The 13,472-nt window shown below is 63.4% G+C and carries 9 protein-coding genes; 4 read left to right on the forward strand and 5 right to left on the reverse strand.

The features are described from left to right. The first annotated feature begins 5 nt into the window (after positions 1 to 5). Complete coding sequence (locus tag KXR72_RS18045; RefSeq protein WP_437422521.1) at positions 6 to 1,934, forward strand: DUF7844 domain-containing protein; 1,929 nt, start codon at positions 6 to 8, stop codon at positions 1,932 to 1,934. Positions 1,935 to 2,317: 383 nt separating this feature from the next. On the opposite strand, the gene polA is transcribed toward KXR72_RS18045, so the two are convergent. Beyond that, on the reverse strand, positions 2,318 to 5,062 hold the full coding sequence (gene polA, locus KXR72_RS18050; RefSeq protein ID WP_437422459.1) for a DNA polymerase I: 2,745 nt from the start codon (positions 5,060 to 5,062) through the stop codon (positions 2,318 to 2,320). A gap of 76 nt (positions 5,063 to 5,138) precedes the next feature. Between polA and KXR72_RS18055 the strand changes: the two genes are divergently transcribed. The 3 genes from KXR72_RS18055 to ppnN all read left to right on the forward strand — a co-directional run bounded on the left by KXR72_RS18055 (position 5,139) and on the right by ppnN (position 8,126). Continuing rightward, positions 5,139 to 5,420: a DUF2782 domain-containing protein gene (locus KXR72_RS18055; protein WP_437422460.1), complete on the forward strand. Its 282-nt coding sequence runs from the start codon at positions 5,139 to 5,141 to the stop codon at positions 5,418 to 5,420. 24 nt (positions 5,421 to 5,444) lie between these two features. Beyond that, positions 5,445 to 6,395, forward strand: coding sequence for a homoserine kinase (locus KXR72_RS18060; protein WP_437422461.1), 951 nt, complete (start codon positions 5,445 to 5,447; stop codon positions 6,393 to 6,395). Positions 6,396 to 6,752: 357 nt separating this feature from the next. Then, positions 6,753 to 8,126: a nucleotide 5'-monophosphate nucleosidase PpnN gene (ppnN, locus tag KXR72_RS18065; protein WP_437422462.1), complete on the forward strand. Its 1,374-nt coding sequence runs from the start codon at positions 6,753 to 6,755 to the stop codon at positions 8,124 to 8,126. A 47-nt stretch (positions 8,127 to 8,173) separates the two neighbouring features. On the opposite strand, the gene KXR72_RS18070 is transcribed toward ppnN, so the two are convergent. From KXR72_RS18070 to znuA, 4 genes are all read right to left on the reverse strand, one after another. After that, positions 8,174 to 9,043: a DMT family transporter gene (locus tag KXR72_RS18070; protein ID WP_437422463.1), complete on the reverse strand. Its 870-nt coding sequence runs from the start codon at positions 9,041 to 9,043 to the stop codon at positions 8,174 to 8,176. A 354-nt stretch (positions 9,044 to 9,397) separates the two neighbouring features. Next, positions 9,398 to 10,093 carry a TSCPD domain-containing protein gene (locus KXR72_RS18075; RefSeq protein ID WP_437422464.1) on the reverse strand — a complete coding sequence of 232 codons (696 nt, stop codon included), beginning with the start codon at positions 10,091 to 10,093 and terminating at the stop codon, positions 9,398 to 9,400. A 49-nt stretch (positions 10,094 to 10,142) separates the two neighbouring features. Further along, positions 10,143 to 12,293: an adenosylcobalamin-dependent ribonucleoside-diphosphate reductase gene (locus tag KXR72_RS18080; RefSeq protein WP_437422465.1), complete on the reverse strand. Its 2,151-nt coding sequence runs from the start codon at positions 12,291 to 12,293 to the stop codon at positions 10,143 to 10,145. Between the two features lie 132 nt (positions 12,294 to 12,425). Beyond that, positions 12,426 to 13,415 carry a zinc ABC transporter substrate-binding protein ZnuA gene (gene znuA / locus KXR72_RS18085; protein WP_437422466.1) on the reverse strand — a complete coding sequence of 330 codons (990 nt, stop codon included), beginning with the start codon at positions 13,413 to 13,415 and terminating at the stop codon, positions 12,426 to 12,428. Positions 13,416 to 13,472 lie beyond the last annotated feature (57 nt).

Raw genomic sequence — 13,472 nt, forward strand, 5'->3', positions numbered from 1 at the left:
GGTGGCTGGGCATCCTGCTCGGTGCCTTTGCCACCCTGTGCCAGGCCGACCTGCGGCTGACGCTGGATTCGCGTGACCTCACCCCTGCCGAACGAGCCGCTAGCCAGGCGCTGATCAGCGAAGCCATGGCAGCCTTGCCGCCGCGTATGGCCGAGCGCCTCGACCACAACGTCCGCGTACGTTGGCATGACGGACTAGCGCACGAAGCCTACGGCAGCGCGGGTGGCAACCTGATCCTGCTCAACCGACGTCTGCTGCCATCGCTGACCGACGGCGGCGCGGCCACGCAACGCACCCAACGCCCGCACGGCACGGTTCGCCGCGAGCTGCTGGCAACCCTGATTCACGAGCTCGGTCATCTCTATGACCGCGCGCGCCTCTGGTCACTGGAAGAACGTCGCGAGTTCGGCTTGTGCCGCAGCCGCGCTCAGAGCCTCGGCCCGGTCGGCCTGCCGGATGCCTGCCGCGGCCAGACCGAACGGCGCTTCACCCTCAGTGACGATCCGCACCTGCTCGACCTGGCCGGATGGCCGCAACGCGTTGGCCAGCGCGGCGAGCGCGAGCGAGCCAATGCACAGCAAGCGCGCAGCCCGGACAGTTATGAGCTGACCAGCCCGCTCGAATTCGTCGCGGTGAACCTCGAATATTTCCTGCTCGATCCCCGCTTTGCCTGCCGCCGCCCATTGCTGCATCGCTACTTTAGCGAGCACTTCGGCTGGCAACCGGCCGGCCAGCCCGACTGCGGTGTAGGCTTGCCGATCCTCAACGCCGGGCACGACTTTGCACGCACGCCGCTGGTCAAGCTCGACCCCGAACGCGTCTACGCGGTCGACTACCTGTTCGCAGAAGCCAACGACGCCTGGGTCAGCCGCTGGGGCCACAGCATGCTGCGCCTGGTCATCTGCGCGCCAGGACGTCCCCGCGGGCCGGATTGCAGGCTCGACCTGGATCAGCACCTGGTACTGTCCTTTCGCGCCTTCGTCGGAGACCTGCAGCTATCGAGTTGGGACGGTCTTACCGGCGTCTACCCCTCTCGGCTGTTCGTGCTGCCACTGGACCAGGTGATCGATGAATACACCAAGGTGGAGCTGCGCAGCCTTGCCTCGGTCCCGCTCAAACTGGCGCGCGACGAAATCGAGCGGCTGGTCACGCGCAGCGCCGAAATGCATTGGAGCTACGACGGCGACTACTACTTCCTCTCCAACAATTGCGCAGTCGAAACGCTCAAGCTGCTGCGCAGCGGCACCGCCCGGCCTGAACTCAGCGCGCTGGACAGCATCCTGCCCAGCGGCTTGCTGGAGATCCTCATCAACCGCGGGCTGGCCGACGCCAGCGTGCTCGACGATCCGCACGAAGCGCTGCGCCTTGGCTATCGCTTCGACTCCTACCGCGACCGCTACCAGGCAATGTTTGCCGTGATGAGCAAGCGCCTCGGCCTGCCGCAGACCGACGTCGAACAGTGGCTGGACCTACCAGCTATAGAACGTCGCCCCTGGATCGCCAAAGCCGACCTGCGCGCAAGCGCCGCCCTGCTACTGGTGGAGCAGGCGGCCTTACGCCGGCATCTTCTGCTCGCTCAGGAGGAGCTTAAAAATCGCTATCTGGGCGGCCGCGGCGACGCCAGCCTGGCCAAGGCGGACGAAACCCTGCAGGGGATCCTCGCTAACAGCGGCTTCCTGAGCCAGCCGGCGCAGTTGCTCGACAATAGAGGCTATGGCCTGCCCCTGGCCAACGAATGGCAGCGCCTGGAGCAGGAAAGCAGCGCACGACAGGCGCGCCTGAACCAGCTGACCGAAACGTTGAACGAAGAAGTGCGCCGCCTGCTTGGTAAGGCGCGCCAAGACGAACTGGACGCCGTTGAGGCCAACCTGGCACAGATCGGCACCCACCTGCGGGCGCTGCACAAGGCCGGAGGCGGGCTCCAACTGCCCTGACGTTCATCGCGCGGTGCGCCGTTACCTCGCAGACCCAGGTCGCGGGCAGAGCCCGCTCCTACAAAAAGCCATGCCCGAGCCGGTCGCACGCGCCACGCGCTCGCTTCTATAGGTGCAAGCTCTGCTTACGACCCGTCACCATGCCCTTCTTGCGACCCGCGACTTTTCTCGAGACGAAAAAAAACCTCGAACTTCGTTGGGGGAGGGGGAAGTTCGAGGTCCAAGTCCGGAACGCCTAGAGCGTTTCCAGAGATCTGCCAACACTTAACACAACAAGGAGCATCGAAGGGCTTCTACACCCTTCGTAGCCTAGGACCGGCCGATGACTCCATCAGTTCAACGCGAAAAGAAAAAAATTTCATTCGCCCTGGCGGGGCCCCGCTCTAGTGCGCTTCGTCCCAGTTATTGCCGACGCCGGCTTCGACCAGCAGCGGCACGTCCAGCTGAGCCGCCCCGCTCATCAACGGGATGATCTGCTCGCGAACCTGCTCGACCAGATCCTCACGCACCTCCACGACCAATTCATCGTGCACCTGGAGGATGACGCGCGCATCCAGCCCGCTCGCCTGCAGCCAGTTATCCACGGCGATCATGGCGCGCTTGATGATGTCGGCCGCGGTGCCCTGCATCGGTGCGTTGATCGCGGTGCGCTCGGCACCCTTGCGCATGGCGCCGTTCTTCGAGTTGATCTCCGGCAGGTACAGCCGGCGCCCGAACAGCGTCTCGACATAGCCCTGCTCAGCCGCCTGGGCGCGGGTGCGCTCCATGTAGGCGAGCACACCGGGGTAACGCGCAAAATAACGGTCGATGTAGGCCTGCGCCTCGCCGCGACCGACGTCGATCTGCTTGGCCAGGCCAAAGGCGCTCATGCCGTAGATCAGGCCAAAGTTGATGGCCTTGGCGCTACGCCGCTGGTCGTTGCTGACCTGATCCAGCTCGACACCGAAGACCTCCGCCGCCGTGGCGCGATGCACGTCCAGATCATTCTGGAAGGCGTATAGCAGGCCGGCATCCTGAGCCAGGTGCGCCATGATGCGCAGCTCGATCTGTGAGTAGTCAGCCGCCAGCAGCTTGTACCCCGGCGCGGCGACGAAGGCTTGGCGAATACGCCGCCCCTCGGCCGTGCGGATCGGGATGTTCTGCAGGTTCGGATCGCTCGACGAAAGCCGCCCGGTCGCCGTCACGGCCTGGTGGTAGCTCGTGTGGATGCGCCCGGTGCGCGGATTGATCTGCAAAGGCAATTTGTCGGTGTAGGTGCCCTTGAGCTTACTCAGCGAGCGGTGCTGCATGATCACCTTGGGCAGCGGATAGTCTTTTTCGGCGAGCTCCGCGAGTACGGCTTCGGCGGTGGATGGCTGCCCGCTGGCGGTCTTTGAAAGCACCGGGCACCCAAGCTTGTCATACAGAATCGCGCCGAGCTGCTTGGGGGAACCGAGGTTGAATTCCTCGCCGGCCATTTCGAACGCCTGGCGCTCCAGCTCGACGAGCTTGTTGCCAATCTCGACGCTCTGCAGCCCGAGCAGATTGGCATCGACCAGCGCGCCGTTGCGCTCGATACGCGCGAGCACCGGCACCAGCGGCATTTCGATTTCGTTGAGGACCTTGAGCAGCGACGGCGTGGCTTCCAGCTTGCCCATCAGCGTCTGGTGCAGGCGCAGGGTGACATCCGCATCCTCAGCAGCATAGGGCCCTGCCTGCTCGACAGCGATCTGGTCGAAGGTCAGCTGCTTGGCACCCTTGCCAGCGATGTCCTCGAAGCGAATGGTGCCGCGACCCAGGTATTTGAGCGCCAGGCTGTCCATGTCGTGGCGCGTGGCGGTGGCGTCGAGCACGTAGGATTCGAGCATGGTGTCGAACGTCATGCCGCGGATCTCGATGCCGTAATGCATCAGCACATTCATGTCGTACTTGCCGTGCTGGCAGATCTTGCGCTTGTTCGGGTCTTCGAGCAGCGGCTTGAGCGCAGCCAGCACCGCGTCGAGGTCGAGCTGCTGCGGCACGCCCATGTAGCTGTGGCCGAGCGGTACGTAGCCGGCCTTGCCCGGCTCGATGGCAAAGGAGACGCCGACCAGTTGCGCCTTCTGCGCATCGAGGCTGGTGGTTTCGGTATCGAAGGCAAAGCAATCCGCAGCCTTTAAGCGCTCGAGCCAGGCGTCGAAATCGGCCTGCTCGAAAATCGTGCTGTACTCGGCTTCAGCCTGAATCGAGCAGCCCTCGGGCTGCACCTCGCAGTCTTCGCCAGCAGCCTTGGCCTCGCGCAGCAACTCGTCGAGCCAGTTCTTGAACTCCAGCTCCCGGTACAGCGCAATCAAGGCTTCGCGGTGCGGCTCGCCGGGCATCAGGTCGCCGACCTCTACATCTAGCGGGACGTCGATCTTGATGGCGGCCAGCTCGTAGGACATGAACGCGGCGTCGCGATGCTCTTCGAGCTTGGCGGCCAGCGACTTGGCGCCGCGGATCGGCAGCTCACAGACCTTTTCAAGGTTCTCGTAGAGCCCCTTGATGCCGCCCTCAATGCCGTTGAGCAGGCCACAGGCGGTCTTCTCACCGACGCCGGGCACGCCCGGGATGTTGTCGACCTTGTCGCCCATCAGCGCGAGGAAGTCGATGATCAGCTCCGGGCCGACGCCGAACTTGTTCTTCACGCCTTCAATGTCGTACACGCTGCCGGTCATGGTGTTGACCAGCGTGACGTGCGGGCAGACCAGCTGGGCCATGTCCTTGTCGCCGGTGGAGATGATCACGTCGCGCTTGAGCGCGGCACACTGACGCGCCAGGGTGCCGATGACGTCATCGGCTTCGACCCCTTCCACACACAGCAGCGGCATGCCCAGGGCGCGCACGCTGGCATGCAGCGGCTCGACCTGGGAGCGCAGATCGTCGGGCATCGGCGGCCGGTGCGATTTGTACTCGGCGAACATGGTGTCGCGGAAGGTCGGGCCCTTCGCATCGAAGACCACCGCAAAGGGGCTGTCTGGGTACTGCCGGCGCAGCGACAGCAGCATGTTCAGCACGCCCTTCACCGCGCCGGTGGGCTTGCCGGTCGAAGTGGTCAACGGCGGCAGGGCGTGAAAGGCGCGGTAGAGGTAGGACGAACCGTCCACCAGAACGAGGGGGGCTTGGCTCATGAGCGGGATCAACCTTTTCGGCGGGTCCGGGGCTAGAATGCACCGGACAACGTGTCGACAAAGGGGCAAGGTTAACATGCGTTCGATCAAAGCTTGGCTGCTGGCCAGCCTGCTGGTTGTGGTGCCGCTGAGCGGCTTCGCTCAGGAGTCGGTCGAGGGCGAGCCGGACGTCACCATCCGTCAGGAAGGCGAACGGACCGTCGAGGAATATCGCGTCAACGGCTTCCTTTATGCGGTCAAAGTTATTCCGAAGACTGGCAAGCCTTACTTCCTGGTACGCGCCGACGGCGACAGCAATTTCATCCGCAGCGACAGGCCGGATATGTTGATTCCCGCCTGGGAAATCTTCAGCTGGTAAGCCACGGATAACGGAACGAGCAGAATGTCGGTTTTCACCCCCCTGCAACGCGACGAACTGGAAGCCTTTCTCGCGCCCTATGGCCTTGGCCGGCTGCGCGAGTTCGAGGGCATCGCTGCCGGCAGCGAGAACAGCAACTTCTTCGTTAGCATGGAGCGCGGCGAATACGTGCTGACGCTGGTCGAGCGCGGGCCGGTCGACGACCTGCCATTCTTCATCGAATTGCTCGACGTGCTACACCAGGCCCGCCTGCCGGTGCCTTTCGCGCTTCGCACAGGCACCGGCGACGCGCTGCGCAGCCTTGCCGACAAGCCGGCGTTGCTGCAGCCGCGGCTCGCCGGCAAACATGTCACCTCGCCGAACCCGCACCACTGCGCGGAAGTAGGTCGGTTACTGGCGCGGCTGCACGTGGCGACGCAGGCGCAGATTCTCGAGCGACGCAGCGACCGCGGCCTGGACTGGATGCAACAGGAAGGACCTGCCCTTGCCATGAGCCTGCCACACGACGAGCTTGCGCTGCTGCGCGACAGCCTGGCCGAGATCGCCGAACTCAAGCCGAAAATCCTTGCCCTGCCTCGCGCCAACCTGCACGCCGATCTGTTCAGAGACAATGTGCTGTTCGAAGGTAACCACCTGAGCGGCGTGATCGACTTCTATAACGCTTGCTCCGGGCCAATGCTGTACGACATCGCCATTGCTGTGAACGACTGGTGTACGCATCCCAATGGCGAGCTGGACGAGGAGCGCAGCCAGGCGCTGCTAGCGGCCTACTCCGCCTTGCGTCGCTTCAGCCCTGCTGAGGCCGAATTGTGGCGGCCTATGCTGCGTGTCGCCTGCGTGCGCTTCTGGCTGTCGCGCCTGATCGCAAAGCAAGCTTTCGCCGGCCAGTCGGTGCTTATCAAGGAGCCCGACGAGTTTGGCCGCCTGCTCCGCGCCCGCCGGGACTGCCACAGCGCCCTGCCGTTTGCCTTCTGACGGTGCCCGCCTGCGATGTGATCGCGACCACCGTGCAATCAAACGGCCATACATGATGTCGAAGCTCATGACACGGATGGCCAGGCGGAACGCGCGAATGCCCACGACTCAACTCCCTGCGAAGCCGGCAAGGAACGAAATCGCCGGTGCGGCGTCAAGTAAAGCCGGTTTACACCACTCGCTGCGGGCCGGCGCGAGCGGTCGACGCAACGCACATGCTCCCTGTTGCCCACCTGGCGGGCCGATCGGCCGAACCCTGCGCAGCACTCACGACCTGATTTCCGCGTCGCCGCCATCGGCGCCGGCGCCTACCATTCCCATGCAGCCAGGCTCGCATGGGTTCAAGGGAATAGAACAATGACCTCACGCTATGTAATCAATGCCTCGGTGAGCCCCAAGGGCAGCCTGGAAACCCTTTCCCAACGCGAAGTACAGCAGCTCAGCGAAGCCGGCTCCGGCAGCACCTACACGCTGTTTCGGCAATGTGCGCTGGCGATCCTCAATACCGGCGCGCGCATCGACAATGCCAAAACGATTCTGGAGGCCTACGACGATTTCGAAGTGCGCATCCATCAACAGGATCGCGGTGTGCGACTGGAGCTGCTCAATGCTCCGGCCGACGCTTTCGTCGACGGCGAGATGATCGCCAGCACGCGCGAGATGCTCTTTAGCGCGCTGCGCGACATCGTCTACACCGAAAGCGAACTGGGCAGCCCGCGCATCGACCTCACCAGTTCGCAGGGCATCACTGACTATGTCTTCCACCTGCTGCGCAACGCCCGCACCCTGCGCCCGGGTGTCGAGCCGAACATGGTGGTGTGCTGGGGCGGCCACTCGATCAGTACCGAGGAATACAAATACAGCAAGCGCGTCGGCCATGAGCTGGGCCTGCGCAAGCTGGACATCTGCACCGGCTGCGGCCCGGGCGTGATGAAGGGCCCGATGAAGGGCGCGACCATTGCCCATGCCAAGCAGCGCATCAATGGCGGGCGCTACCTCGGGCTGACCGAGCCGGGCATCATCGCCGCCGAGGCGCCGAACCCGATCGTCAACGAGCTGGTGATCCTGCCCGACATCGAGAAGCGCCTGGAAGCCTTCGTGCGAGTCGGTCACGGCATCATCATCTTTCCGGGTGGCGTCGGCACCGCGGAAGAATTTCTCTATTTGCTCGGGATTCTGCTGCACCCGGATAACCGCGAGCTGCCCTTCCCTGTCATCCTCACCGGGCCGGAAAGCGCCGCGCCTTACCTGCGGCAACTGCGTGACTTCGTCGGCGCCACGCTCGGCGATGAGGCGCAGAAGCTCTATCAGGTCATCATCGACGACCCGGCCGAGGTCGCGCGGCAGATGGCCGAGGGGCTCAAGGCAGTCAAGCAATTCCGTCGCGAGCGCAACGACGCCTTCCATTTCAACTGGCTGCTGAAAATCGACGAAGGCTTCCAGCACCCCTTCGATCCGACCCACGAGAACATGGCCAGCCTTCAACTCACCCATGAAGTGCCGCCGCACATCCTGGCAGCGAACCTGCGCCGCGCCTTCTCGGGCATCGTGGCCGGCAACGTGAAGGACAAGGGCATCCGCCGCATCGAGCAATACGGGCGTTACGAGATTCACGGCCACCCGACGATCATGAAGCCGCTCGACGAGCTGCTCCAGGCATTCGTCGAGCAGCACCGCATGAAGCTCCCGGGCGGGCGCCCGTACGAGCCCTGCTATCGCGTGGTGACCTGAACGCAGCCGCGTGAGCCAGGCAGCCGATCGGCTGCCTGGCTCACGCCTCAGGACCGCTGCTGAGGTGCGGCTCTGAACACCAGCGCCAGGCCCACCAATATCGCTCCCATGCCTAAAAGCCCGAGACGCGACAAGGCATTACCGAGGAACAGATAGTCCATTCCCACGGTCACGACGGGCACCAGATAGAACAAGCTGGTGACATTGACCAAATTGCCGGTCTGGATCATCCGGTACAGCAACAACTGCGCCGCAACCGAAATGACCAGGCCCAGCCATAGGACCGGTACGACGAACCCCACTACCGCCTCGAATCGTACGGGCTGAAAAGGCACGAACAGCAAGCACAGCACCACGCTCGCCGCGTACTGCAGGGGCAGCACCTCGACCGGACTTTGACGTATGCGGCGTTGGAAAATCGCACCGAACGTCATGCACAGCAGTGCTCCCGCGGCGAACAGCATGCCGTAAATTGAGAAACGCGCCAGCACCAGGCTCTGGAACACGACCGCTGATAACCCAACCAGTGCCAACAACAATCCTGCAAGGCGTAGCGGTGAGAAACGGCGCTCGAGTAACAGCAGCGTGAGGATCGGCTGAACACCCAGCAGTGTCGCCATGACGCCCGGCGTGATACCGAATGCCATGGCCTGGAAGTAGCAGATCGAATAACAACCGACCATCAAAAAGCCGGTGACCAGGACCAGCGGGCCGGAGCCCGGAACAGGCCACAAACGGCCCCGATAAAGTCCTATGCAGACGACCGCGCCCAGTGCCAACGTGAACCGCACGATCAGTAAGGCGAACGGGGTGCCATGGTCCAGACCCCAGCGGGTAAAGATGGCGGCGCTGCCCCAAAGCAACACGAAGAGCGTCATGACGCCATAGGACGTCCAAACCGATTTGTTGAAGTTCATGAATCATCACCTGTCGAATCGAAACAGGCCTCAGCCGCGGACAAGCAAGCATGTGCTTCGGCTCTCGAAGGCCGAAGTGACGAGGCTGAAGCTGTGAAGTGGGCGGATCAGCCCAGCGCTACCACCTGAGGTGGTGGCGCGATTGCCGGAACGGCAACGACAGATGGGGGTGGTGCGATTGCGCACAGCCGCGCCGCGCCGAGACCGGCTGGCTTCGCTGAAAGAGGGCTGCGAGCGTGGGAGGACATCAGATCAATACCAGGGAAGGTGGTAATGGAGCGAACCTAGCAGAGCCAGGATCGCCCCGTAAAGAGGCCTGGCGGCATTCCGGCCCCTGGATTTACGCCCGCAGCCTCATCCGCACTTCGAATTGCCGCAGTTCAGACAGGTCGCGCAGCCATCCATCTGCACCACGGCCTGGGTGCTGCACTTGGTGCACAGCTGCGCGCCTGCCGGGAAGCCTTCGCCCGGTTCGACCGTAGCGGCGCCCTGGCTGGCTTCGTAAGCGGCGCGTTTTTCGGCCAGGTACTGGCGCTGGGTTTCGTCCAGCGCATGGCCTTCGAGCATGCCGATGGCGATCAGGTGCCGCTCCAGCACGGCGCCGATCTCGGCGACGATCGAGGGCATATAGACGCCACCTTTCTTCAGGTAGCCGCCGCGCGGGTCGAATACGGCTTTCAGCTCCTCGACGAGGAAGGTGCAATCCCCGCCCTTGCGGAACACGGCCGACATGATCCGCGTGAGCGCGACGATCCACTGGAAGTGGTCCATGTTCTTCGAGTTGATGAAGATCTCGAACGGCCGGCGCTGTTCGTGGGGCGTGCCGGCGTTGAGCACCACGTCGTTCACCGTAACGTACAGCGCGTGCTCGAATAGAGGGGATTTGATCTTGTAGGTCATGCCGATGAGCGTCTCGGGGCGCTCCAGGCTCTCGTCCATCTCGATTACGGTGACCTTGGTGGTCTTGCCGTCACTGGCGGTAGCGGGCTTTTCGAGCGTCTCGTCCACGACCTTAAAGCCCTTGATGCGCTGGGTGATTTTTACAGTCATTGCAAATTCTCCATCCGGACGGCACCAGCCGCCCGGCTTCAGGTCGGGCTCAATACTTGCCGTAGTAGCCTTCTTTCAAGGCATCGAACAGGTTGGCGGCGGTGTTTACCTCGCCGTCGTACTCCACTTCCTCGTTGCCCCTGAGCTCGACCACACTGCCGTCCTCGAGCACGAAACGGTACTTGGTCTTTTCCAGGTCGGCTTCCTTGACCAGCACGCCCTGAAAGGCCGCCGGGTTGAAGCGGAACGTGGTACAGCCCTTGAGGCCCTGATGCCAGGCGTAGCGGTAGATGTCCTTGAATGCCTCGAAGGGATAGTCGGTCGGTACGTTGGCGGTCTTGGAGATGGACGAATCGACCCACTTCTGTGCGGCGGCCTGGATATCGACGTGCTGAGTCGGCGTGATGTCGTCAGCGGTCACGAAGTAGTCCGGCAGTTCCTGCCCCGGCTCGGTGCCACCCGGCGTGGCGTTGGGGTTGATCATCGTGCGGTAAGCCAGCAGCTCGTAGCTGAACACCTCGATTTTTTCCTTGGCCTTGCGACCCGGGCGGATGAGGTTGCGCGAGTACTGGTGAGCGAAGCTCGGCTCGATGCCGTTGGAGGCGTTGTTGGCCAGACTCAAGCTGATGGTGCCGGTGGGCGCGATTGAGCTGTGGTGAGTGAAGCGCGCGCCCTGCTCGGCCAAGGCGTCAACAAGATCCGGCGCGAACTCGGCAACCTTTTGCATGTAGCGCGAGTAACGTGCATGAAGGACGCGGCCGGGTATTTTGTCGCCAACCTTGTAGCCATCCTTAGCCATCTCCGGACGCTTGCGAAGCATCTCGGCGGTGATCTCGAATGTCTCGGTCAGCAACGGTGCCGGGCCCTTCTCCTTCGACAGCGCCAACGCCTCTTCCCAGCCAACCAGCGCCATCTCGCGCGCGACTTCTTCGGTGAACACGCAGGCCTCCGGGCTGCCGTACCGCAGCTTTAGTAGCGTCAGCGCCGAACCCAGGCCGAGGAAGCCCATGCCATGACGCCGCTTGGTTTCGATCTCGTGCCGCTGTTGCGCCAGCGGTAGGCCGTTGACCTCGACCACGTTGTCCAGCATGCGGGTAAAGACGCGCACCACCTCGCGATACTTGTCCCAATCGAAGCGCGCATCGGTGCCGAACGGGTCGATGACGAAACGGGTCAGGTTGATCGAGCCCAGCAGGCAAGACCCGTAGGGCGGCAACGGCTGCTCGCCGCAGGGATTGGTGGCGCGGATCGCCTCGCACCACCAGTTGTTGTTCAGTTGGTTGACGCGGTCAATGAGGATGAAGCCCGGCTCGGCGTAGTCGTAGGTGGACACCATGATCATGTCCCACAGGTGACGCGCCTTGACCCGCCCGTAGATTTTGCAGGCCACCAGGCCGTCCTCGCGAACGATGTAGCCGCCATGGCTCGGCCACTCGCGCCAGAGCACCTGGTCCGGGTCGTCAAGATCGAGATCGGCCTTTTCCTTGAGGTGCAGCGGGAAGATCAATGGCCAGTCCTGGTCGGCTTCCACGGCCTGCATGAATTCGTCGGTGATGAGCAGGCTGAGGTTGAACTGGCGCAGGCGACCATCCTCGCGCTTGGCGCGGATGAATTCGCGCACGTCCGGGTGGCAGACGTCGAAAGTGCCCATCTGCGCGCCACGGCGGCCACCGGCCGAGCTCACGGTGAAGCACATCTTGTCGAAGATATCCATGAACGACAGCGGGCCGCTGGTGTGCGCACCGGCACCGGAGACGAAGGAGCCACGCGGGCGCAGGGTGCTGAATTCGTAGCCGATGCCGCACCCGGCCTTGAGTGTCAGCCCGGCCTCGTGAACCTTGCCGAGAATGTCATCCATCGAGTCTTCGATGGTGCCGGACACGGTGCAATTGATGGTCGAGGTGGCGGGCTTGTAGTCCTGCGCGCCGGCATTCGAAATGATCCGCCCGGCGGGGATGGCGCCGTTGCGCAGCGCCCAGAGAAAACGTTCGTGCCAATGCTCGCGCTGCTCGGCCGGCTCGACATCGGCCAGCGCCCGGGCAACGCGCTGCCAGGTGGCATCGACGCTGTCGTCGACCGCGCTGCCGTCCTTGCGGGTCAGGCGGTACTTCTGCGCCCAGATATCTTCGGAAGCCGCCTGCAGGGCGACGTCGGGGGTGGTTCTGGTTTCTGCCGCGGTGGGCCCGTCCGTCTTCGCCATGCGCTACGCATCCTCGTGTCGATGAAATCCAAAGCACGAAGAATAGTCAGCAGCGCCAGCGGCACTATGACGTGCATCAAGTCGACCGACGGATGACCCACTGGCCGCCGGACGGCGTCGGCAGGCTGGCCCTTAGAGCGACTCGAGGCACCCGGCCAGCGAGCTGCCAAGAGTGTCGATCAAACGCTCATAACCCTGCGCGTTCGGGGCAATCTCGTAACCGAGGGCGTCCAACTCCGCTACTTTGACCGGCAGGCCGCGAACCAGACTGTCGGCCAGCCGAGGGCGTACCGGCGGCTCGTAGAACACGCAACTCGGGCCGGCCTGTTCCAGGCGCTCACGCATGGCTGCAACGTGGCGGGCGCCGGGCTGGGCTTCACCGCCTGCGCTAAAGACGCCGGCATGCCGAAGTCCGTAGGCTGCTTCGAAGTAGTCATAGGCTTCGTGGAAAACGAAATACGGCTTGGAACGCACCTTGCCCAGACGTTCCTGCAACCGCGCATCGAGGGCGTCCAGCTGCTGGCGGAAGGTGGCCAGGTTGGCGGCGTAGCGCTCGGCGTTGGCCGGATCGACCTCGGCGAGCTGGCGGGCCATGTCCTCGGCGATCACCCGCGCGTTGGCCGGCAGCAGCCAGAGATGGGCATCGAGGCTGCCGGGACGGTGATCATGATCATGCTCGTGGGCCTCGACGGCCGACGTTTCATGGTCATGGTCGTGCTCGTCATGCTCGTCATGTGCCGCATGGCCATCATCGCCCTGCTCATCGTGCGCATGCGCCTCGCCGAAATGGCGCAAGCTCATGCCAGGGAGCGCCTGTACCGCAATGGTCGGCCCCTTGCGGCCTTCCAACACGGGTGACAGGAAGCCTTCCATATCCGGGCCGATCCAGTAGAGAAGATCGGCGCTGCGCACTTGCCGTACGTCGGATGGACGCATCGCGTAATGATGGGGCGAAGCGCCTGGCGGCAGCAGCACAGCGGGCGTGCCGGCGCCATCCTGAACCGCGGCAGCAATGAGTTGCAGGGGTTTGATGCTCGTTACCAATTGCACATCGGCATGGGCCGGAACGGTGGTGAGCAACAAGGCGGAGAGGACCAGGGGAAGCGAAAAAAGACGGAACACGGGCAACACTCGTACGAACTGAATGGGTAACATAATAACGTCTCTCAGCCACATCGT

The sequence above is a fragment of the Stutzerimonas chloritidismutans genome, assembly GCF_051486945.1.
GTDB classification, from domain to species: domain Bacteria; phylum Pseudomonadota; class Gammaproteobacteria; order Pseudomonadales; family Pseudomonadaceae; genus Stutzerimonas; species Stutzerimonas chloritidismutans_B.